General features: G+C 47.7%; 24 protein-coding genes. 8 read left to right on the top strand and 16 right to left on the bottom strand.

Annotated elements, in window-relative coordinates; all coding sequences use genetic code 11:
* Positions 1–129: 129 nt before the first annotated feature.
* The 6 genes from BLW29_RS09070 to BLW29_RS09045 form a co-directional block, all read right to left on the bottom strand.
* Entirely contained in the window at positions 130–1,128 is a 999-nt protein-coding gene (locus BLW29_RS09070; RefSeq protein WP_256208465.1) for a collagen-like protein, read from the bottom strand.
* Positions 1,129–1,323: 195 nt separating this feature from the next.
* Complete coding sequence (speD, locus tag BLW29_RS09065; protein WP_090978393.1) at positions 1,324–2,136, bottom strand: adenosylmethionine decarboxylase; 813 nt, start codon at positions 2,134–2,136, stop codon at positions 1,324–1,326.
* A gap of 132 nt (positions 2,137–2,268) precedes the next feature.
* Positions 2,269–3,525 carry a cytochrome P450 gene (locus BLW29_RS09060; RefSeq protein ID WP_090978391.1) on the bottom strand — a complete coding sequence of 419 codons (1,257 nt, stop codon included), beginning with the start codon at positions 3,523–3,525 and terminating at the stop codon, positions 2,269–2,271.
* Between the two features lie 38 nt (positions 3,526–3,563).
* The gene (locus tag BLW29_RS09055) at positions 3,564–4,175 is read right to left on the bottom strand and encodes an FMN-binding negative transcriptional regulator (protein WP_090978389.1); all 612 of its coding nucleotides are present in this window, start codon (positions 4,173–4,175) and stop codon (positions 3,564–3,566) included.
* Between the two features lie 139 nt (positions 4,176–4,314).
* Entirely contained in the window at positions 4,315–5,193 is an 879-nt protein-coding gene (locus tag BLW29_RS09050; RefSeq protein WP_090978387.1) for an AraC family transcriptional regulator, read from the bottom strand.
* 87 nt (positions 5,194–5,280) lie between these two features.
* Positions 5,281–6,030: a 2-phosphosulfolactate phosphatase gene (locus tag BLW29_RS09045; RefSeq protein WP_090978385.1), complete on the bottom strand. Its 750-nt coding sequence runs from the start codon at positions 6,028–6,030 to the stop codon at positions 5,281–5,283.
* A 131-nt stretch (positions 6,031–6,161) separates the two neighbouring features.
* Here BLW29_RS09045 and BLW29_RS09040 point away from each other — a divergent pair, with 131 nt between their 5' ends.
* Positions 6,162–6,425 (top strand): metal-sensitive transcriptional regulator, encoded by a 264-nt coding sequence (locus tag BLW29_RS09040; RefSeq protein WP_090978383.1) that lies wholly within the window; start codon positions 6,162–6,164, stop codon positions 6,423–6,425.
* A 2-nt stretch (positions 6,426–6,427) separates the two neighbouring features.
* Here the strand turns inward: BLW29_RS09040 and fliB are convergent, their stop codons facing one another.
* From fliB to BLW29_RS08995, 8 genes are all read right to left on the bottom strand, one after another.
* Complete coding sequence (gene fliB / locus BLW29_RS09035; RefSeq protein ID WP_090978381.1) at positions 6,428–7,516, bottom strand: flagellin lysine-N-methylase; 1,089 nt, start codon at positions 7,514–7,516, stop codon at positions 6,428–6,430.
* Between the two features lie 126 nt (positions 7,517–7,642).
* Positions 7,643–8,818: a sugar ABC transporter permease gene (locus BLW29_RS09030; RefSeq protein ID WP_090978379.1), complete on the bottom strand. Its 1,176-nt coding sequence runs from the start codon at positions 8,816–8,818 to the stop codon at positions 7,643–7,645.
* An 11-nt stretch (positions 8,819–8,829) separates the two neighbouring features.
* Positions 8,830–10,350, bottom strand: coding sequence for an ATP-binding cassette domain-containing protein (locus BLW29_RS09025; RefSeq protein ID WP_090978377.1), 1,521 nt, complete (start codon positions 10,348–10,350; stop codon positions 8,830–8,832).
* Positions 10,351–10,446: 96 nt separating this feature from the next.
* On the bottom strand, positions 10,447–11,544 hold the full coding sequence (locus BLW29_RS09020) for a sugar ABC transporter substrate-binding protein (protein ID WP_090978375.1): 1,098 nt from the start codon (positions 11,542–11,544) through the stop codon (positions 10,447–10,449).
* Positions 11,545–11,730: 186 nt separating this feature from the next.
* A complete protein-coding gene (gene xylF, locus BLW29_RS09015; RefSeq protein WP_090978493.1) occupies positions 11,731–12,804 on the bottom strand; it encodes a D-xylose ABC transporter substrate-binding protein in 1,074 nt (357 codons plus the stop codon).
* A gap of 61 nt (positions 12,805–12,865) precedes the next feature.
* On the bottom strand, positions 12,866–14,464 hold the full coding sequence (locus BLW29_RS09010) for a response regulator (RefSeq protein ID WP_177186547.1): 1,599 nt from the start codon (positions 14,462–14,464) through the stop codon (positions 12,866–12,868).
* Complete coding sequence (locus BLW29_RS31120) at positions 14,461–15,900, bottom strand: sensor histidine kinase (RefSeq protein ID WP_143044368.1); 1,440 nt, start codon at positions 15,898–15,900, stop codon at positions 14,461–14,463. The genes BLW29_RS09010 and BLW29_RS31120 overlap by 4 nt, the downstream gene beginning before the upstream one ends.
* Positions 15,897–16,880 carry a substrate-binding domain-containing protein gene (locus BLW29_RS08995; RefSeq protein ID WP_090978371.1) on the bottom strand — a complete coding sequence of 328 codons (984 nt, stop codon included), beginning with the start codon at positions 16,878–16,880 and terminating at the stop codon, positions 15,897–15,899. Before BLW29_RS08995 ends, BLW29_RS31120 begins: the two co-directional genes overlap by 4 nt.
* Before the next feature lie 197 nt (positions 16,881–17,077).
* Between BLW29_RS08995 and BLW29_RS08990 the strand changes: the two genes are divergently transcribed.
* The 7 genes from BLW29_RS08990 (at position 17,078) to BLW29_RS08965 (ending at position 20,533) form a co-directional block, all read left to right on the top strand.
* On the top strand, positions 17,078–17,491 hold the full coding sequence (locus BLW29_RS08990; RefSeq protein ID WP_090978369.1) for a VOC family protein: 414 nt from the start codon (positions 17,078–17,080) through the stop codon (positions 17,489–17,491).
* Positions 17,492–17,628: 137 nt separating this feature from the next.
* Positions 17,629–17,892: a hypothetical protein gene (locus BLW29_RS08985; protein WP_143044367.1), complete on the top strand. Its 264-nt coding sequence runs from the start codon at positions 17,629–17,631 to the stop codon at positions 17,890–17,892.
* 121 nt (positions 17,893–18,013) lie between these two features.
* Positions 18,014–18,952 (top strand): alpha/beta fold hydrolase, encoded by a 939-nt coding sequence (locus BLW29_RS08980; protein ID WP_177186546.1) that lies wholly within the window; start codon positions 18,014–18,016, stop codon positions 18,950–18,952.
* Positions 18,953–18,961: 9 nt separating this feature from the next.
* Positions 18,962–19,327 (top strand): SgrR family transcriptional regulator, encoded by a 366-nt coding sequence (locus BLW29_RS08975; RefSeq protein ID WP_090978363.1) that lies wholly within the window; start codon positions 18,962–18,964, stop codon positions 19,325–19,327.
* A gap of 162 nt (positions 19,328–19,489) precedes the next feature.
* A complete protein-coding gene (locus BLW29_RS31375; RefSeq protein WP_177186545.1) occupies positions 19,490–19,639 on the top strand; it encodes an RNA-binding protein in 150 nt (49 codons plus the stop codon).
* Positions 19,640–19,780: 141 nt separating this feature from the next.
* Complete coding sequence (locus tag BLW29_RS08970) at positions 19,781–20,212, top strand: PdaC/SigV domain-containing protein (RefSeq protein WP_090978361.1); 432 nt, start codon at positions 19,781–19,783, stop codon at positions 20,210–20,212.
* A 6-nt stretch (positions 20,213–20,218) separates the two neighbouring features.
* On the top strand, positions 20,219–20,533 hold the full coding sequence (locus tag BLW29_RS08965; protein WP_090978359.1) for a hypothetical protein: 315 nt from the start codon (positions 20,219–20,221) through the stop codon (positions 20,531–20,533).
* 134 nt (positions 20,534–20,667) lie between these two features.
* Here the strand turns inward: BLW29_RS08965 and BLW29_RS08960 are convergent, their stop codons facing one another.
* Both BLW29_RS08960 and BLW29_RS08955 read right to left on the bottom strand, forming a co-directional pair.
* Entirely contained in the window at positions 20,668–21,495 is an 828-nt protein-coding gene (locus BLW29_RS08960) for an alpha/beta fold hydrolase (RefSeq protein ID WP_256208463.1), read from the bottom strand.
* A 269-nt stretch (positions 21,496–21,764) separates the two neighbouring features.
* Positions 21,765–22,463, bottom strand: a complete 699-nt coding sequence (locus tag BLW29_RS08955; RefSeq protein WP_090978488.1) for a Crp/Fnr family transcriptional regulator — start codon at positions 22,461–22,463, stop codon at positions 21,765–21,767.
* Positions 22,464–22,819 lie beyond the last annotated feature (356 nt).

Genomic DNA, 22,819 nt, shown 5'->3' with positions numbered 1-22,819 from the left:
CTTGCGACATGATGTCTTTTTCAGCTTCCTCCACCCTCTTTCAGAAAACTAAAATTACGCTGCTTTCTGATATTAAATGCCTGCTCTTCACGCGTTGCCATTATTAATGGGATTTTATTTCCACTTTGCTTAGGTTAGCTCAAACATCGACCAAACAACGCCGCGTGTGGCCCCGCTTCCTATATTGATTGATATCGTTAAACCATCTGAATTGTAAAATAACCCCACTACATCGCCGGCTGTTAGTGCGACATCACCTGCCAACGTGATCTCCCCGTTCCCAAGCACAGCTCTTAACGTCAACAGCAGCACAACATTCACATTGAGTACGGGTAGTAGGCCGCTTACTAAATTGGTCGCTGATGGCGCGGTACGCTGCACGGCAAAGAACGGATTGATTCCGGCGCCTAGTGTAACGGAAATAGCTGCGGTTGTTATATAGTTGATCGTTGCTTTGATCGCGTATCTACCTGTTACCGGTACCGTAAAATTGCCCGTTACCGGATTAAAGGCCGCATTCCCGTAATATGGACTAGCAACTGACCAGTTCGTCAGCTGGGTACTTGCTGCAATAGTAAGCGTAGCTAAGAACGCAGAAAAACCTGTCGCTGCAAAATTCGGCCCGGTCGCACCCGTTGCTCCCGTCACTCCCGTCGCTCCCGTTGCTCCCGTCGCTCCCGTTGCTCCCGTCGCCCCCGTCGCTCCCGTAGCTCCTGTCGCCCCTGTCACTCCCGTCGCCCCCGTCGCCCCCGTCGCACCCGTCGCTCCCGTCGCACCCGTTGCACCCGTCGCCCCCGTCGCTCCCGTTGCTCCCGTCGCCCCCGTCGCTCCCGTCGCACCCGTTGCACCCGTCGCTCCCGTTGCTCCCGTCGCCCCCGTTGCTCCCGTTGCTCCTGTCGCCCCCGTTGCTCCCGTCGCCCCTGTCGCCCCCGTTGCTCCTGTCGCACCCGTCGCTCCCGTCGCTCCCGTTGCTCCCGTCGCTCCGGGCGGACAAACCGGGCAGCATTGCCCGCCTCCTCCTTTAGAGAGACCGTCGCAGCTCAGCATAGATGAGCCTGAACAAGAACAATGCCGGCGGAGCGAGCTTTCCAGGAAAACGTCGCCTGATTTCGAGTTGCCATTTGGCATGACTTTTGCCCCTCCGTTCCCAAGATCCTCACAGTCTACTATCTCACCATTTCGTAGTTGCACTAGTACTAGTAGATGGTCATCGTCGTTCATCGCTTGTACTCAAGCCCGCATTTCACCAAAATTGGCGATTAACAGGTACAAAAAAAGCCTGCCACATGAGTGACAAGCCTCGATAAATTTATTTGGCAAGCATTATGCAAACACCATATTCTTCCCGTAGAAAATTTCGTCCATTTCCCACTTTACGCTCTTCTCAATCTCCAGCTGCTCTTCCTTGCTGAGCGTGTCTTTCGTGTATCCGAACAAGTAATTGTTCAAGTCAAACTCCCGCAGCTTGCATTTCGTGTGAAAGATATTCTCCTGATACACATTCACATCAATCATCTGGTACAAATCTTGAATTTCAGCCGGAATATAGCTTTGAATCGAGCTGATTTCATGGTCGATAAACAGCTTATAACCATTGATATCGCGCGTAAAACCCCTCACTCTGTAGTCGATGATCATAATATCGGTATCAAAGGAGCGGATAAGATAGTTCAGCGCTTTAAGCGGCGATATTTCTCCGCAGGTGGAGACGTCTATATCGGCCCGGAACGTACTGATTCCTTCATCCGGATGATATTCGGGATACGTATGCACGGTGATGTGGCTCGTATTCAGATGCATGGCAACGCCATTCGGAACCGGTCCGGGCGATTCCTCGAACGATTCATGCGTCGCTTGCTCGAGCGGACCTTCCGATACGAGCATCGTCACGCTTGCCCCTTGCGGCTCGTAATCCTGCTTAGCTACATTCAGCACATGTGCACCTATTATTTCGGCTACCGTCTTCAATATCGAGGTCAGCCGATCCGCATTGTATTGCTGGTCTATGTAAGCGATATACGCTTCGCGCTCTTCTTTCGTTTTGGTAAAACAGATATCGTACATATTGAAGCTTAACGACTTGGTTAAGTTGTTAAAGCCATGCAGCGTAATGCGCTGCTCGGATGTTAATGGCAATTGGGCTCCCCCTAAGTGTAACGCCTCCGGCGCGGAAATAAACAGCTATACTTAGAATGGGGAGTCCGGGCAGCTTCTATCCCAGATTCGGATTATTTTTCTTCTCTTGTATTAGTAATGCCTGTTGTCACCTCAGCGAACATGCATCGTTCCCATGCCGCGGAACAGAACATTATGACGCCAATTCGGTGCAGCATCTGAAAAGCGCATTTGCGGGAAGTGCTTGAGAAGCGCAGTAAGCGCAATTTCACCTTCCAGTCGAGCCAGCGGAGCCCCTAAGCAGAAATGAGCGCCTGAAGCAAAAGCCAAATGTCGATTCGGCGCACGCCCGATATCGAATTGATTCGGATTCGTGAACTGGGCAGGATCGCGGTTTGCCGCGCCAAGCATCACTTGTACCACCTGACCTTGACGAATCGTTTGCCCGCCAAGCTCGTAATCGACAGAGGCAAGGCGTGAAGTCATCTGCACCGGACTTTCATAGCGCAATCCTTCCTCAACCGCGGAAGGAATAAGACCGGGATTATCGAGTAAACGCGCAAATTGGTCAGGATGGTTCAACAACGCGAGCATTGTATTTCCAATCAGATTTACCGTCGTCTCATGACCGGCTACAAGCAGCAGCACACATGTAGCGATAAGCTCCTGCTCGGTAAGCGCATCTGCTTGTTCTTTAGCCGCCAGTAAATCGCTAATCATATCTTCTCGCGGGGAAACCTTGCGTTCCGCAATTAAGCTGCGGAAATACGCTGTAATTTCGACGGCCGCTCGTTCAGCTTGCTCTGCGAAATCAGGCGTTTGATCACCGCCGCCTTCGAGTATTCTGGCGAAGATATGCGACCATTCCTTGAACATCTCCCGGTCTTCCGGTGGTACGCCAAGCATCTCGGCTATGACGATAACCGGCAATGGAAATGCGAAGGATTGAATGAGATCCGGCTGATCCTCTTCTGCCATCTGCTCGGCAAGATGCTCCGCAATGGAGCGGATATTCTGCTTCAGCCTCTCCATCGACCGTGGAGTAAAGGAGTGGCTGACAAGCCCGCGCAATCTTGTATGTGTCGGTGCATCACGAAGCAGCATCCAATTATCCAACAGATTATTAACCGGCTCCCATGGCGTATTCTGCGACTGTGGCGGCTGCTCTTCTCGCTCATGCTGCGGCATCGCGTTTCGATTCTCACGGACAAACAGCGGATCCTTCAGAACACGGTTGACATCCTCGAAGCGGGAGACCACCCACATATTGTGCCATTCCAGATATCGAACCGGTTCTTGCTCGAGCAAATAGTCGTAGAACGGATAAGGATTATCATGTACTTGTACGTTATAAGGCCCAAACCATGATGCGATTTCCGAGGTTTCAAAAGCACGCGATTGATTTTGCAACAGCTCCACGCTCCATTTCTAGTGTTGTGGCTAAGTACTTACAACCTTTGCTCCATCATGTCCGCGATTTGATTCGCGTTTACATCCGATGATTTTCTCAATCCTTGGATCACTTTCGTCCTTCGTTCCGTCGAATGAATCTGACTTAATTTCCATTTCCCTTCGAAGCTTGTGATTCTTAGCTTGAATCCCACAATCATGTTCATGAGCTGCTCATTAAATGAGGAACGAATATCTGTTGTCCATGGTGTTTCCATGGAAGCTTCGTAGGTGCTGATCGTTTGGTTCAAAATTCCGGCAAGCTCATCTTGAAGAGTTACAGGTATATATTCGCCGTATACATGAACAGCTGTATAATTCCAAGTGGGAACGGTATTCTCTTCTTGGTACCAAGTCGGAGAAATATAAGTATGAGGGCCTTGAAAAACAACCAATACTTGGCCATCTATGTAAGTCCAATGTGGATTGGTCTTGGCCATATGCCCAAGCAGGTAATACTGACCGCTGTCATCTTGCTCGATTAGAAAAGGCAAATGCGTCGCATAAGGTGCCCCGTCCGTCTGCGAGAATAAAGTGCCGAAGCTATGCGCTTTGATAAACTTGACCAGCTCCGGAATATCCGTCACTTCAAAATATTTAGGAATATACAACTGCTCCACCTCCTTATTTCTATTTTTTTACATGCACATAGTACGTGAACACGCAGACAAAAGTTGCATCGTTTGATTGGGATGAATAAAACAAGAAAGGCGAATAGCTTGTTTGCTATCCGCCTTGACATGATTAAATTTATTGTCTCTTCTGCACCGGAATCCATATTTCACTTCTATAGGTCGGTGACGTCATATCTTTACTCTCGTGCCATACCAGCTCAGGACCTTGTGCTTGCTCGTAGCTGGATGACGGAAACCATTCGGAGTAGATTCGTCCCCATACATTTTGCAGCGTATCCGGGAACGGTCCCACTGATTCGAATACGGCCCATGTAGTCGGCGCCACTTCCAGCTTCTCCATATCGTCCGGGCATTCGAGCGTTGTGGCAACCCCGATATAGTGATCGAGCTCGCCCTTCTCCTCCATACGCCCTTCGGAGAAGTTCGTAGAAGCACTAAGCATCCCCTGAGGCGAGATATTAGACAGACTCTTGAGCTTCTTAATTTTCTCTTCCGTTAAACTGCCCGCCATCGACGCAATTTCCGGATTCACGCCGTGGAATATGATCGGGACCCTTTTCATTATCCCTACGATTCGGAAGGCTTCTTTCTCTTCGATACGGAAAATCATTTTATCTCCTCCTTTAATCGTTAATTGAAACGTCATTCTCGGAAAAGCTTGTAACGTTTGACCTTTGCTTCGTGCTTCCGTCGGAGTTAGGCCGTGCAAGCCCTGGAACGCTCTTGTGAATGCATCCGGCGAGTTGTACCCATATTTCACGGCAATATCGATGATTTTCGTGTCATTGCTGCTTTGCAGCTCGAATGCTGCAAGGGTAAGGCGCCTGCGACGAATGTATTCAGACAATGACACGCCTGCAAGGAATGAAAACATCCGTTTAAAATGAAATTCAGAGCACATCGCCAACCTTGAGACTTCCTTGAAGTCAATCTCCTCCGCCAGATTGTCCTCCAAATAGTCAATGGCACGATTCATGTCAGCCAGCAAATTCATGAGTTCCTCCCTCCTGCTTCTATAAAGTAACAGAACATGAGCGGTGTAATCCGACTATTGGTGCACGATAATGCAGGATGCTATCCTCTATATACGTGGGGATGTAGATCGATTAACAAATGCGCCGTGTTTATCCAGTACAGGAATGATCAAGCTTGAATCAAGCTCGGTCGCCAGCTGAATATCATCCTCGTATCCGGCAGCAAGCAATTCTTGACCTGAGCTGCAAGCCGCAACCATCTGCGCAAGCTCACCTTTGCATGATTCGAATACAGCTGCCGCACTCTTCGCTTCAGGTGATAATTCGAATGCACCCAGTTGACTCAGAATGGCGCCGGCTGCCAGCATGTCTTCGAAACTCGGCCGCAGACTCCCGTCACTCCACCGCTCCCCGGCTGCAATCACCGTTACAATACCGCCTCGCTCCCGAATATACCGCGCAACTGCACTCGCATTTCGCAGACAGGCGGCAATGACTTCACAATGGCTGTCTTTAGCGATAAACGAGCATGTTGCACCATTAGGCGAAGGCAGCACAATTCTACTGTTTGTTTCAAGGAGAGCTAACCTAGCCGGTGATAACGATATCGGTTCGCTGCGTTTGCCCGCAAGTAATGCGTTCTTCTCACTTGCATAATCTGCAGCCGATGCATCCTTGAATCGATAGGGAAACACCACGCCTTCGCGGCTGAGAACGATATCTACACAAGTCGTAAAAGAAAGTACGTCAATAATTACTACAAGGTCCGAGACAGGCGCTAACGCGCGTACCCCGTCATATCCCCATTCGAATCGCGCCGAATGGTTGATTTGCTGATAAACTGCGGAGATTGTCATGTTATCACCTCATAGCTAATCTCTATCTCCTAGACTTTACCACAGCACAAGCAGCTATATTGTGTAAAAAGCTGAAATCAGCCATAATCAAACCTATATCCGTTCAAGGCGGCAATAGGAGCTGAATCAACATGACAACTTATGACGACGATTTGAAGAAACGACTGCGCAGAATGGAAGGCCAAATTCGCGGCGTCCTAAATATGATGGAAGAAGGCCAGCATTGCAAGGATGTAGTCGCCCAAATGTCGGCTGTCCGAAGCGCAGCGGATAAAGCCATTGCCTATGTGGTCGCCAAGAACCTGGAGCAGTGCATCAGAGAAGAAAATGAAATCGGCGGCGATACAAGCAAGCTCGTGGAAGAAGCCATTTCATTGCTTATTAAGAGCAGATAATATTAGTCTGTGATCTGTGTTTTGAGTAATACAATAAAATCCGATAAGCAGAAGAAACCGTTTTTCTCGAAGAAAGCGATTATCATGGACGTACCCGGATGATGCTCAAAACGTTTCATAAAAGGCTGAACCGTATCGATTACAAGTTCGTTCGACAACCGCTCATTAGCCCCAGCCATCCCGATTAAGTGATACTTTAACATGGCATAAAACACGCTCATGAGGAAAAACGGCTCAATCGATTTCGAGAAATCGACCGCTCGGTATGCATAGTTGACTAAGAAGTTTTCCATGATGAACTCATTCTGTTCCATGAATGGTTGATAATATTGATCGTAAGATTCTTTGTACCGAGCATCAGAATCTCCGTAATAACGCTCCACGGCACTCAAGCAACTCTTATACCTTGGAGCCTCCTTACTTTCATCTTTAAGAATATGTAGAATACTCTTCACGATTTGGAACTGACTGTTTAGATTCACATTCAGATCGCGCAATACCCCACGAAAATCCTCACTCAATAAGGCTTGCTCCAAACCTCGGTAATTGTCTAAATCGTTAAAATACATAGCCAGAATCACCATGCGATCATCAATCGTGTAACGGCGGTCCTGCAGGATGCCTAACACAAGATCTCTTACCGCGTTAAAATGATCATCCGAGCTAAACCGGCTCTCCACCGATCCACCACTATCATTCTCTACATATTTGATCTCAATGCCATCAGGATTAAATAAGACCAATCTGGCGACCTCTGGGCAAGATAATGTCGCAGATGCTTCTTTCACGCCATCAACGGCATTCAACTTTCTTGGATATTGATCGCAAGTCTTTGTGAGATAGGTTTCTCCCAGAGTCAGTTGGATTTGGCATAACTTCTCGCTTGTTAGAAAATGGCAGGAACCTTGGTTCATTTTGAACTTGGTTGCGTCAATGCCGGACTTGAGATCTAATTTATGTCTAGGCACATGTTTATATTTATTCATCGTCTGTTGATCGATCTGAATTCCCCAGCCCGCACAACAGGTATCCTCGCATTCTGAACCTATGCATTTGAATTTCTCGTAGTAATCTGGAATTAAAGTACGCAATCCGCTTCCTCCTAGGTGATAAAAAAATCGGTCACCTTAAGATTATCGGTATTTCATGAACGGATCGATATAAGAATATAAAAAACCGCCTGATCCACGATATTCGCGGACCAAGCGGCATTCTATTTAAGCTCTTTTCTTACGCGTCATAACATCGAATATTACGGCAGCTGCCAGTACGGCGCCGCGAATCATATATTGATACGAAATACCGACGCCAAGCAAGTTCATGCCGCTAGATAGGGAAGCCATGACAATCGCTCCTATTATGGAGCCTGTCACTTTACCAACCCCGCCTGCTGCGGACACGCCGCCTACATAAGCTGCTGCAATTGCGTCAAGCTCGAACAGCGTTCCTGCCGTAGTCGTAGCCGATTGCAACCGTGCAGTGAACAAGATTCCGGAGAGTGCGGACAGCATCCCCATCGAACCGAATACGATGTAGGTAATCTTCTTTACACTGATACCGCTCAAATGCGCGGCTTCCGGGTTGCTGCCGACTGCATAGATATGGCGGCCGAGCACTGTCTTGGACGTTAGAATTTGATAGATAACGACTACGAGCAGCATAATGATAACGGTCCAGGAGAAGCCGTTATACCCTGCGATAATCCATGTGATATAAGCAATAATGGCAGATACGAATACAAGCTTCACCGTGAAGATGTTCTTGGAAGTGACTTCGAAATTGTACTTCAACTTGTTTCTGCGCTTAGACACTTCCATCACAATATAAAGCAGAATGATAAAGAGTCCGAAGATTAAGGAAAGTAGATTTAGTCCGTTAATCTTCACGATCGAAGGAATAAATCCATTCCCGATTGCGTTAAAATGCTCGTCTTTAATAATAATGGTCCCTGTTTTCTCGGTTACGTTAAGCAATGCGCCTCTGAAAATCAACATGCCAGCCAAGGATGCAACGAAAGAAGGAATGCCGATTTGCGCGACCAGGAATCCATTAAACAGGCCGACTACAATCCCGAGTACGAGAATGATCGGAATGGTGAAATAGAAAGGGACCCCAAGCTGCGTTAAGAAAATCGCTGCGATCGCACCGAGGAACCCGGCTGCAAATCCAACAGATAGATCAATGTGCCGAATGACGATAACAAGCGTCATCCCTACAGCCAGAACTGCGATATAACCCGTTGCATCAAGCAAATTACTGATATTTCGTGATGACATGAATAGACCGTCTGTCATGATCGAGAAGGTGAGCATGATGACGAACAAGGCGATATACATCCCATATTCACGAATATTGACTTTAATTAACGACTTTGCTTCGTTATAGAAATTCACAAGTCTTCCCCCTATTGCGTTGCAAAATGCATGATTTTTTCCTGATCGGCTTCTTCTATGGACAGCTCGCCTTTCATGCGGCCTTCTGCCATGATGTAGATGCGGTCACTCATTCCCAATATCTCACCGAGCTCGGATGAAATCATAATAATGCTCATTCCCTCGCTGATCAGCTTGTTCATGATCGTATAAATTTCAAATTTGGCGCCGACGTCGATACCTCGAGTCGGTTCATCCAGAATGAGCAATTTCGGACCGACAAACAGCCATTTGCCGAGTGATACCTTCTGTTGATTGCCGCCGCTTAAGTTGCCGACGATTTGCTCGATGGAAGGGGCTTTAATATTTAACGACTGCTTATAGCTATTGGAGATACTCACTTCTTCATTGCTGTTAATAAATCCGCGAGACGAAATCTCATGCAGATTCGCAGCTGTGATATTGCTCTTAATATCTTGGATCAGGAAGAGACCATCGCCCTTGCGGTCTTCCGTCACATAAGCGATACCAGCGGTAATGGCATCCTGAGGATGCTTGAATACGCTTCGTTTGCCGTCTAGATCCATCTCGCCCTGCAATTTATACGACTTCGGGTTACCGAAAATGCTTTGTGCCAATTCCGTTCGTCCGGAGCCCATCAAGCCGGCAATGCCGACGATTTCTCCTTTTTTAACATGCAAATGAACGTTCTTCACAACGCTTCGACCCAGCTTCGGATCATAGGCAGACCAATCTCGCAGTTCCAATATCGAATTCCCGAATTGTCTGTTCGTCCGCTTCGGATAGATATCGTCGATCTCGCGACCAACCATGTTCTTGATGATGTTATTTTCGGTAATTTCACCTTTGGACGCATCGAGCGTACAAATCGTTTTCCCATCGCGCAGCACCGTTGCTTTGTCTGCGATGGCAATAACTTCTTTGAGCTTGTGTGAAATCATAATGCAGGTAATTCCTTGGTTCTTCAGTTCACGCAACAATTGCAGCAGATTCTCGCTGTCATCCTCATTCAGTGCAGCTGTAGGCTCATCCAGAATGAGCAGCTTCACTTCTTTGCTTAATGCTTTGGCAATCTCGACGAGCTGCTGCTTCCCTACGCCCAGGTCTTTAATCAAGACCTCTGGATTAACGTTCAGTTTCACCTTCTGAAGCATTTCTTTGGCTCTCACAATCGTTCGATTCCAATCCACGAACGCGCCATGCTTCACTTCATTGCCTGCAAAAATATTCTCGTACACCGTCAAATCCGGGAATAGAGCCAGCTCCTGATAGATGATGGCAATGCCGGCATTCACGCTGTCGCTGATTTTCGCGAAGCTTTGGACGCCGCCATTAAAGACGATATCGCCTTGGTAGGTTCCATGAGGATATACGCCGCTCAGCACCTTCATCAGCGTTGATTTGCCTGCGCCGTTCTCTCCGACCAAGAAATGGATTTCGCCTTTCTTGACCTTAAAGCTAACATTCGAAAGTGCTTTAACCCCAGTAAACTCCTTGGAAATCCCGTTCATTTCTAATATGAATTCACTCATGTCTGTCGCTCCTTACTCAAACAAGGCTTACAAGCAAGGAATAGTGATAGACGCTGCTACCACTATTCCGCGTTGCTTGCTGATGATCAACGGTGCTTACAGCCCTTGGAAATCTGCTGCTTTGTAATAGTCGGAATCGATCAGCTTTTCTTTCACGTTTGCTTTGTCGACTACGATAACGTCCGTTTGTTTTGCCGGTACATCGATCTTGCCATTGTTGTACGAACCTGTTGTATCCGGCGTATTGCCATCCAAGATGGATACCGCCATACCCATTGCGTCTTTAACCAAGTTACGAACGTCTTTGAAGACGGTCATGGATTGTTTGCTGTCAATCACGTATTGTACAGATGCTTGCTCCGCATCTTGACCTGTTACTACGAAGCTTGTAACCGCTTTATCAGAACCGAATACGTCAGCGATCGAACGAGCCGTACCATCATTTGGCGCCAAGATCGCTACGTCGCCTTTCATGTCAGCTGCCGCTGCAGTCAAATGGGTTTGTGCTTTGTTTTTCGCTTCGTTTGCATCCCAGTTCGTTGTGACTTGACCAATGATTTTGCTCAATTGATCGCGGGACAGATCAGCTGTATCCTTCAAGCCTTCTGCTTCGCTCGAGTTTGCGATTTTGAATGTACCGTCAGCGATCTTAGGCTGCAACACTTCCCAAGCGCCTTGGAAGAACAAGAATGCGTTGTTGTCGGAAGCAGCGCCAGCGTACAAGTAAAGAGGCTCGCCGTTTCCTTTGGCATGGTCAACCAGGTATTGCGCTTGTGCTTTGCCTACCGCTACGCTATCGAATGTTACGTAGTAGTCTACTGCATCGGTTTTCGTGATCAAGCGGTCGTAAGAGATAACTTTAACGCCTGCATCTTTGGCTGCTTCTACCGCAGCTGCAGCAGCGTCACCGTCTTGCGGACAAATAATAAGGACTTGGATCCCTTTATTGATCAGTGTCTCGACGTTCTCTTTTTCTTTGGCTGAAGAGCCTTGGCTGAACAAAATTTCCGTCGAATAATCCGTGCCGTCCAGCGCTGCTTTAAAGCGCGTTTCATCCTGTACCCAACGCGGCTCATCCTTAGTCGGCAATACGATACCTACGCTTACCTTTTTGCTGTCGCCGCAAGCAGCGACGATTGTTGCAAGCAACATAATGACCATTACTAACGCGATTGATTTGAAGCCTTTTTTCATGATTTGTTTTCCCCTCTCGATATACTAAAGCGTTTACAAGACCAACTATAGCACCGGTTAAACATCATGAAAGCGCTAACTTATAGCACTTTTTTCATACCATCTGCACTATTTTGATTTTCACTGTTTATCGGGCAAAACAAAAAAGCGGAAGGTCAGCTCTCGCTGATCTTCCGCTTCTATTGCTTACTCTGTCCGATAGATATCTGCCCGCCTGTGGAATCCGTCGGCAATAATCGTTGCATCGATGTTCATTCGATCGACCGCGATCGGTTCAAGCAAGATGGCCGGCACATCGATCTTCTTGTTGAAAACAGTCTTGTCCGTGCTCACCTTCTCGCCCTTCGCCATCCGTACGGCTAAGTCTGCTGCAGCCTCCGCAAGCTTCGGGATCGGCTTATAGACCGTCATCGTTTGCGTACCTTCCACGATTCGCTGCGCGGCCGCGAGCTCCGCATCCATTCCGGAGACAGGAATTATGCTGGCCATTTGCTGAGCGGCAAGTGCTGCAATGACTCCGCCTGCCGTTCCGTCATTAGCTGCAATTACGGCATCGATGTCATGATGATTGGCTTTCAGCGCCTCTTCCATATTCGCTCTGGCATTGGCAGGGATCCATTCCTTCGTGAATTGATCATAGACAATGCGAATGTCTCCACGATCCACGAAAGGCTTAAGCACTTTCATCTGGCCTTTCTTGAACATATGAGCATTGTTATCCGTATCTGCACCTTCAATCAGCACGTAATTCCCTTTGGGTACCTTAGACACGATGGCTCTCGCCTGAAGCTCGCCTGCCTTCTCGTTATCGAACGAAATATAGAGATCGACATTGGCATTTAAGATCAACCGATCATACGAGATCACTTGGATGCCCGCTTGATGGGCTTTCGCGACAATGGCGGCTCCGGCTTCCGCATTGTGAGGTACGACAACGAGGACATCGACGCCGCGCGAGATCATATTCTCCGCTTGGGCAATTTGTTTGGCGTCATCGCCATTGGCTGCTTGGACATCCACCTCTGCACCTAGACCTTCGACAGCCGCTTTGAACAAATCCCGATCCTTCTTCCAACGTTCTTCCTCTAACGTATCGAGGGACAAGCCAATGACCACCTGCGCATCACTGACTTGTTTGGTCGGAGTTTCCTTGGTCCCTGCTCGAACACCTGCACCTGCACCTGCACTGGTTCCGCCAAGTGAGCATGCAGACAGCAGTACGATAACGCCCAATAAACTCAACAGCAGCTTCACTTGCATTCGAATATCATTTGGAATTCGATGGCGATGCCTCACGGTTTACCTCCCTTCCTTGCTTCTCCTACAACTGCTTCTTGTCTACCGGACGCAGCAACTGTTTGCGATAATCGGTCGGCGAATGTCCCACGATCTTCTTGAAGACGCGGCTGAAATAATTGGGATCATTGTATCCGATTTCGAACGTAATTTCCTTCAGGCTCATCTCCGACTCCAGCATTAATTGCTTGGCAGCCTCCATGCGGCACTCGGTCAAATAGTCAATATAATTCATGCCGAACTGTTCCTTGAACAGCTTGCTCACATAGAACGGGTTCCTGTCCACGACAGCAGCCAACCGCTCGAGCGACAAGTCTTCATGGGCGTGATCCTTAATGTAATGCTTCAGCTTCAGAAGAAGGCCCGTCTCCAGATCACCGTTGTTCTGTGCCGCGGCTTCCGCAATGCTCGTAACGAGCAATCGCGTCTCCGTACGAAGCTGCATATAATTCGTCGTCTGACCTTGATAATAGAGCTTTTGAATTTCCACACCCATTTCCTGCAGCATCCGACTGACGATGACCAAGACTTCAAATACGCGCTGCTGAGCAATTGCAACGCGCTCTCCCGCTCCTTCGTACACGTCAATCATTTGCCTAACCAAGTCAGCAGCCGCTTCGAAATGCCCCCGGCGAACGTCTTCAAGTACATTTTTCTCCAAATCCATCGTTAATCGGCTGATCGACTTGCTGTCATGGCGAGGAAGATCTTCGTACAAGCAGAACCGTGCAGGCAATGATAGATCGACCGATGCCAGCATCGACTCATGATAGGATTTGCGCAATTCCTTCAATTCACTGTACAGCCCGCCGATTCCGGCAAAAGGCTCATACCCGCTATGACGCAAGGCCGCCTGCACGAGCTTCCGCCCCATGATAACAGCGTAGCTGCGGTAGGAACTCTCGCCTTCCATGAACAGAATGATGGGAATTTGATTGCCGGTAATTTTGCCGATCCAGCAGTGGACGTTCCAATCGGCTATTTGCTTCACGATGACGGCGTGCAGGCCTTCCAGCTCTTCATGTCGGCCGTGCTCAGGTCGTCCTTCATGCGACGACTCCGAGAGCAGCAAATTAATGACGAAGCCGCCTTTGGTCGCGGGCAGCCCCAATAAATCAATCATCTCGCTCAGATGCACGGACGGCGCATCGTCAAACAGCAGCTGGGACACAATATCCGCCTCCACGATAGGAAGCATTCTGCGCAGACGCTCCGAATCCATCCGCCGATGCTCGGATTCTATCCGGTTGCTCAAGATGTCATGGACGACTTTGCCGATCGTTTCTTGAATGACCGTCGTCTTGCTGGGTTTCAGCAAATAATCGCTTACGCCCATTTGCAGCGCAGATCTGGCGAACTCAAACGTGTCGAATGCCGTAACGACGATGAACTTCACCGTATCGTTAAACGTCTTAATCCGTTCAATGGCTTGAAGCCCGTTAATGCCGGGCATCTTGATATCCATCGTAATCAGATCCGGCTTGAGCAGCTCCGCCGATTCGATTGCCTCTCGTCCATTGGAAGCTTGTCCGACAATTTCGACGTCCGTGAAGCTTGTTTCAATAATCCGCTGGAGAGCCATGCGCTCGATCGGCTCATCATCAACGATCAATATCCGTATCATTGTTTGGGCTTCCTCGGAAGCGTTATCGTAATGCATGTTCCTTCTCCGATCTTCGAGTCAATGTGTATAATCTCTTCAACTCCGTAGAACAGCTGCAGCCTGTGCAGCACATTCCGAATTCCAATTCCGGTGGAATGACCCTTATAAATGGAATTATCCGTATCCGCCAGGAGCCGTTCAATCTGTTCAGCGTCCATGCCTTGACCTGTATCGGACACCTCGACCGTGACATGCTCCTCATGACTCTTCACGCGAAGCGTTAGTGTACCGCCGTCTTCAGACGGTTCAATCGCATAAATAAATACATTCTCCGCAAGCGGCTGTAGAATGAGAATCGGCACGTCGATATCGAGCCCCGCTTCATCAATCTCCCGGACGACCTTCAGCCGATCACCGAAGCGCGCTTTCTGAATCGCCAAGTATTCTTCCAGCACCTCGACTTCGTCTCCGAGCGTCACCCTGCTGTCCATCCGGCGTAAATTGTAGCGAAGCATTCCCGCAACCGAGCTGATCAGCTCGCTTGTTTTGTCCGCGCCGGCGAGATACGCTTCCTTAGAGAGCATATTAAGCGTATTGAACAAAAAATGCGGATTGATCTGACTTTGCAAGCTCTTCAGCTCGCTCTCTTTCAGCATCAGCTTATGTTTGTGCAGATCATATTCCAGCTGCGCCTTACTTTGAATTTCATCGAACAGATTGCCGATATTCAGACGCATCGTGTCTAAGGTTTTGGCTAGGAACGACATGTCGTCATTGTTATTGATTTCAATGGGCTTGTGGAAATTGCCCCGCGACAGTTCCCTCGCCGATTGGGTCAGCTTAAGAATCGGCTGGGTCACACTGTTCACGAACCGGAAGGAGAAGATAAGCAGCATAAGCGATACAAGCGCGAGCGTCCAGAAGCCCATCTTGAGCAAATCATCGCTGCGCTTAATAATTTTGCGGTAGAAGGCATCATAGGTCTTCTGTTCTCCGCTGATCAGCGTCAGGGTCGCTTCCGAAATATATTTGGAAATACTCGATGCCTCATCGAACTTCTTCGCTACTTCATCCTCGTTGTTGTCCTTCTGAAACCGGACGACCAGCCCCATCGCTTCGGACTGGCTCTCCAGCATATGCTGAAAGTTATCGAGCAGCATCGCATTGTTCGCGTTGCGCAGCCAATTGAGCTCCGATTTGGTATGCAGCAGCTCATTATTATCGTCGAAATACTGCTCCAGGCTCTCTTGGGAGAGCGATATCCTGTAGTTGTTAAGAGAAGTAAGTGCTTGCTGGCTTTGCTCCGAGGCTTGGTTCATCAACAGATAGCGCTGCAGGATCTCGTTGTATTTCTCCACCGTCCGCTGATTAAACAAACTCATCGACAACCAGATGACGGCCATGATGATCCATATGAGAATGGACAGCAGCAGCATTTTGTTGCGAATCGTATTCACTTCGCACCGCCTCCTTCATCGGAAGAGGCTACAACACTAATCGGCGTAAAATAACGCTTGTTCAGCGGAAGCTGCTCGCTGTCCAGCCAGCGTTTCATCAGATCGACGCTCATCTGCCCCATTTCCTCATAATGCTGGGACAGACCGGACTCAATCAGTCCTTCTTGGATCAATTTGACCGTTTGCGGGGAGTTATCGAACATGAATACGTCATATTCATGCATTCGCGAGCGAGTTGAGCCAGCCTGCACAATGCTTTTCCCTGATTCGGTCGGCAGCCCTATGAAAGCATTCACCTTCGGATAATGATTCAGAATATCATTGGTTTGAGCATTAGCCTGCACATGCTCGTTATCCTTTGATGCATACACGAGCTGAATGCCATTGTATTGAGCCAGCACCTCACGCAAACCTTTCTGCCGCAGCTTGTCCGTGTCCGAGCTCTCCATGTTCGTAATGACACCGACAGTCCCTTGCCCCTTCAATGCTTCTGCGATATGTTTGCCCATCACGATGCCTTCTTGATAATGATCCGAACCGACATAGGTTTTCCTCAGACTACCCGGCGCATCGGAATTAATCATGACAACAGGAATGCCGCGAAACGTCGCCTTGTTGACGATTTGCACGAAATCAGGTCGATCCACGCCTTCAATAATAATGCCATCCACTTTGGAAGCGATTGCAATATCAACCTGCTTAATGAGCTCCTCGACGTTCGAGCGGTATACCCCCCAGAAGTCAATCAACATGCCGTGACCTGCCGCTGCTGAACGGGCGCCTTTCTGAATTTCGTTCATCACATAGCTGCCCTGTTCCTGTGAAATGATGACAATATGCGGGGCAGTCTGGTTGCCCGCACGCTCCATATTGCCGGACATACCGAGATCGTCGTTGCGGTATAACATCAAATATAAAGTTATTGTCAACGCAACTAGGCAGATGCCTACGAATAAGGTAAAGAAAATAGGCTTTTTCATATTTTCTCCTAAGTCATTAGCGATTTTCACGTAATTCTATCACGATTCACCTATTCTGCACAGTTCCTCGCCTAACCGCAACATACAAGATCAATATAGGATCGACTTTACTCATGTTTTCTAATCCAACGGTAAATGATACAATATGGAAATGAAGACCCAATTTCTTCATCCAAACCACTGAAGGAGTGAATGGAATGTCTGTTGATGCATATCTGAATTTTCAAGGTAATACCCGTGAAGTAATCGAATTTTACGCGGAAGTATTCAATACTGAAATTACGAATTTGACGACATTTGGTGAACTCCCGCCGAATCCGGAATATCCACTGCCTCCAGGCATGGAGAATGGCATTATGCATGCCCGCATGACTGTACTTGGCAGCAACCTTATGTTCTCCGATACATTCCCGGGTATGCCTTTTACGATGGGAAACAACATTAGCCTTGCCATCGTTTCTGATGATGCCGACGAACTCAGACGTATTTATGCGAAGCTAAGCGAAGGCGGATCGAACAGCATGCCGCTTCAAGAAACGTTCTGGACGAAGCTTTACGGCGTCACAACGGATAAATTCGGCATCACATGGCAGTTCAACCAAGGACTATAACTGCAATAAGGACGGGACAAGCCTCTTGAGGGCTGTCCCGTTTTTTTCGCCCTAAATTGGTGCATCCGTCTACCTGACATCTACCTAATCACCTCCGAGATAGATTCATATAGTGTACTAATAGGATGGGAGGATGAATGATGGGAAGATTACGAAGCGGTAAGACGATTATCAACATCACCTACAATTACAACATTTCCATTCACAACGATCGTCGTCGATTCACCTGGATCCAGAAGGCCCAGAGTGGCGGGCAAATCAACAAAGACGTAGGGTTTAACGCCAACCAAGGCGGCCAGAACGCGGTCAATCGCAGCAAAAACATTCAAAAAGGGCCGCGGCCGGACAATGGGACGACAAGCGGGCTGAGCAGCGTTTGGCTAAGTAAACTAGTGAAATAACAGCGATGTGGAGCGTCCGGGAGGACGCTTTTTTCTTTGGTATTTATGTGATTCAAGTCACGGATCGATGCTTCAAATCGTGTTATTGTTTTACAAATCCCAAAGGAAAGTAGGTACACCTATGAAAAATTCAAATGCTAATCCGTCCGATTCTACAATTATCGAGGCGCTAACGCCCGGCACACATGAGATTATGGTCGATGGGCTTCATCTAACTTATCATGTTATGGGCAGTGGCCCCGTTTGTCTCGTTCATCCCGGAGGTCCTGGCTTTCATTGGAATTATTTACGCATGCCCCTCTTAGAAAACTTTATGACCACCATTTATCTAGAGCCGATCGGTACAGGTCAATCGGATTTGTTGCCTAATGGTGAGTATAGCCAGTCCAACTATGCTTATTTCTCCCGAAAGGTGCTCGAGCATGTCGGGGCTCTGAATGCTTATTTTCTCGGACATTCGCACGGCGGGTTTGTCGGGCTTCAATACGCGCTGGATTATCCGAATGAGCTCGCAGGATTGATCGTTTATGACGGCGCTCCATGCAGCGGGAAGGATTTATTCATGGAAGCGACCAAGCAAATGGACCTCTTTGCGCAGCGTTGGCCCGAAGAAAAGGAAGCTCAAGAAGCAAAGCAAGCATGGGTGGATATGACGAGCGGAGCCATTGCGGTCAACGACAGAGAGTCGTTCCTTGGCATCATCCAAAAACTGCTGCCTGCTTACTTGGGAAACTATTGGGCTATGCCACTTGGGTTCGACGAGTGGAAAGCTTCCATGGACGCGACCATCGATGCCAATCGAAAACCGGCGATGTGGGATGTACGGGACGTGATGAATACGATCCAGACCCGGGCGCTCGTCCTGGTCGGAGAGCATGACTTCATCTGTGGGACCAGATGGGCCGACGAGATGTCCGCCGCTATTCCCGAATCGCAGCTTGTAGTCATCGAGCAATGCGGCCATATGGGGCATGTGGAGAAGCCGGAGTTATTTTCCAATGCGGTGAGAGACTTCGTGATTAATAAATTACCGCATGAGCACTCCCATTTAGAAAGTTAAGGTGTAGCAATGTTAACGATTGAACATTATTTGACTTTATACCGTCGGTTTGCGGATAAGCTTAGGGATGAGGTAGAAGTGTCCCTCGTGGACGTAGCGGATGCGCTTTATTGCACGGAACGAAATGCAAGGCTTATATTGCGTAAACTTTCCGAGGAAAGCTTCATTGAATGGAAGGCCGGACAGGGCAGAGGCAACCGCTCCAGGATTATCTTCCGGGAAGACAACGAAAGTCTACTTCTGGGTTTAGCCCAGAAATTTACGGAAGCCGGCGATTGCAATAAGGCCTTTCATCTTCTCCAAACCTTTAGCGCAGATACGGCTACGATCGAGATATTCATGGCATGGATGAGCAATGGCCTTAGCTCTCTTTAACAGTGGGAGTTCAAGAAAGTCCCGAGGAATGTTCCTCGGGACTTTTGTTATCCATCCATCGTCAACATGATGGATCTGCATAAAAAGGATAATTTAGGATAAATTATTCGAATTACGTATCTACTTTCTTATAGGATCATACGGCTAAAGGAGCACCTTACAATGAAAATTCCGTTAGACCCTAGCATCTCTATCAATGAGCAATTGCTCAAAGACATCTTCAAGGATTGTTCCGATGTCGTGTTCCATTCCTCATCGATGCCCATCGTGCAGGCTTCAAACGCATGTATGTTCGTCCGAATTACCTATTAAAAAAGGACTAATACAATCGCATGAAACGAAACAAAACTTAACAAAGCAAACTCTTGTCCAATTGGACAAGAGTTTGCTTTGTTAAACATCATTCTAATTGTGTTTATTGTATACCTATACCCATGCCCTGGAGGGATTCCGATGAACAACCATAGAAGCAAACGGATCGCCACAACCATCTCCGCTGCCGTTCTGAGCGCCGCGCTCATCCTGACAGCTTCGACGCCAATGACTTTTGCTGCGGCTACGGCCCCATCGGCTCAAGAGCCAAGCGTTGCCCAGGTCGCAGACAAACAAGCGTCCGACCGCGTTCACTTGACGAGCAAGAACGTCACCAAATCGAACGCTCAATTGAAAACCGATTTGGATGTGCCAGTCATCAGCGGCATGAAAGATACCTCCTATCAGAATGCGCTTAACGCCAACATTGCGGCGCGGGCCAATGCGGCAGTCGATGCTATCGCGAAGCAGGCTGCAGAAGCTTATGCGTCCAGAGACTCCTCCGATGTATTCTGGCCATTCGAAGCAGCCGTCAAGTTCGAGTTGATCTCGGACGGCAGCGCGGCTAATTGAGGTATCTTGTCGTTCAAGGTACTCACCTATACGTATAGAGGCGGCGCGCATGGGGAGACGGTCGCTGCTACCTACAATGTTCGCAACGCGGCGAAAGCTTCCCCTGTCAAGCTGAAGGACCTATTCGGTTCCAATTACAAAAGTATCGTCAATTTCGCGGTCAAGGCCGAGATCGCTACTCGCCCGGACGAATTCGACGCGTTCAAATCGATCTCCGATAACCAGGCGTTCTTGGCGCGGCTCCGGCTGCCAAAGGCGGTTCCTTGTACGTCCCGCTGGCCTATTTCACCAAAGTTCTGCACGCCGATTTATCATTCGTGAATGAGGCTATCGTGCTGACCTCGGCCGCAACGAAATAATCGAAGCCGACATACATTGCGTTATAGAAGAGAGGCCGCCTAACATAGGCGGCCTCTCTTTAATTGCTGCGGTTAGGACGATCGAGGGCGATGAAATTAATCCCTGCTTGCTTCGAATATTTTTTGTGCTAAATAGGCTGGTCTTGTACGTGTATATGTAAAGTGGTCCCCATCACCCACGATAAGGCGGAACAAACCGAGTCGATTTGACATGTGGGGATTCCAGCCGTAACCTTCCCCTTGCGGCAATACGTTATCCTGATAGAAATATACATAGCTTTTGGGGATTTGCAGCGTATAGAACTTTTTTAGATCCAATTTCTCAAAAAGGGGTTTAGCGGGCTCAGGCAGGACACTTGTATAAAAGAGTTTTGCGTCCTCCGTTGTTGCCGTATTTACAAACAATGCTCGAAATATATCGAATGGAAGCATAATCGTATCGTCAGCTGACATCGCTCGGAGTTGTTCAAAACCCTGTACGGTTTGGGGAGGTATTTCATCAACCACAGCTTCTCCGTCCTTTAGAACGAAAGCATCCCAGAATACTAACCGCTTGATCCGCTCGGGCACTTGTTCGGCGACTTTTTGGATAACCGATCCGCCAAAGCTGTGCCCGACGAGGATAAAGTCTTGTAATTGCATCTGTTTGATATAATCAACAACTGATTTGGTTATCATCGCATGGGTAACATTTTTATTGCTGTTGATTCCGTGTCCTGCGTATTCTGGCGTATAAACAATGTGTCCTTGACTTCGCAGTACGGCGGCTACGCCATTCCAGAAATGCGCGTCAGCCCAGGAACCATGCACCAGTACGAAAGTAAGCTGCTGTCGTGCAGGTATCAGATAGTTTCCTCTCCCATCTTGCGGATAACTCCACCATACATGTCCGGGTCCATAATAAGGGTTATAATAATATGACATCACGAGAAACATCCTCTCCTAAGCGACTTTATTGAGTTTATGCTTCTAGTGTCTTGTGAATTCACACTTCTGTTACCAGCTCGAAATGGTCCAAAAAAAAAGCCGAACCCGGTAAGATACCAAGCTCATGCCCTTATTTCTACTCCTTTATTCGGTCACGCTGAACAGACTTTCCATTGACATAGGCTTGCGTTTTGCCAATCGTAAATTGTACGATATTGTTTCCGTGTGTGATTATGATAGGTTCCGAAGTTAATTTATTCCTGTATTCAAGCAAGTTCCTCCATGGCTTTTTCAATATGAATCATGACCATTTTCCTGCTAGATACGAGGATACCCTCATTTGATAATTCCTGTAAAGTACGTGATACTGCTTCTCTTGTAGCACCAATCATATTAGCCAACTCTTGATGAGTTAGTGGAATATCAATCTTTTTATATCCATTTTCTTCAACGCTGAATTTTTTAGAAAGTCTGATTAGGAAATATAGCACTTTTCCTCGAAGATCTTTAAAAATAAGCTTTTCCACTAATTCATCCTGATCTCGCATCCTCATACTCATTTCAGATAAAAATCTTAAAGCAAGTTCTGGATATTTCCTTAAAACCGGCTCGAACTGTTCAGTCGGAATCGAATATATTATCGTTTCCTCCATCGTTTCTGCGTAAGCCCCGCTTGCGCCAAGCGAAAACGATTCGACTTCACCAAATACCCCACCTTCAATAACGATGCAAACCGTATATTGTTTACCGGTTGAATTAGCCTTGTATAATCGAAGCTTACCGGCGATTACGAAACATAATCCTAGCTTCTCGTTGTCAGAAGGTTGAATGAGGTAGTTTTTAGGAAGCTTATTGATATTTGACTTCCTAATAAGTTGTTCAAGTTCATTGACAATTTTCATTGGAAGGGATTCCAATATTTTGAATCCAGACAATATTGACGTTTGACTGCTGTCCTGTTCCATATGTATAACTCCGATCAATTTTATGCCGAGGAAACATCGAGTTTTCAGATATTCACTGATTTGAGTCGGCGTTTTGCGAATTTATTATGCAAATGATTCAGTTGGTGACCATTTTTGAATACGAGCAAAATTGGAATTCAGCGTACAGCGTATTATTCATCGAGCATAACAAAATTGTTCAGAATCACCGGCGAAGAACGATTTGTCATTATGCTCATTGTTGATATCTCCGATAAAACGCTCTAAATCCTTGCAATCGGGACAAGATGTGTCGTCGAATTTTTGTACCAAGACGGCATCCGTTACAATTATCCTGAATACCCTGCAGTCGATTGTCACTTCATCATAAACCATCA

The organism is Paenibacillus sp. CF384 (genome assembly GCF_900106745.1).
GTDB lineage: Bacteria > Bacillota > Bacilli > Paenibacillales > Paenibacillaceae > Paenibacillus_Z.
The sequence above is the reverse complement of the archived record's forward strand: the minus strand, read 5'-3'. Positions and strand labels throughout refer to the sequence as shown.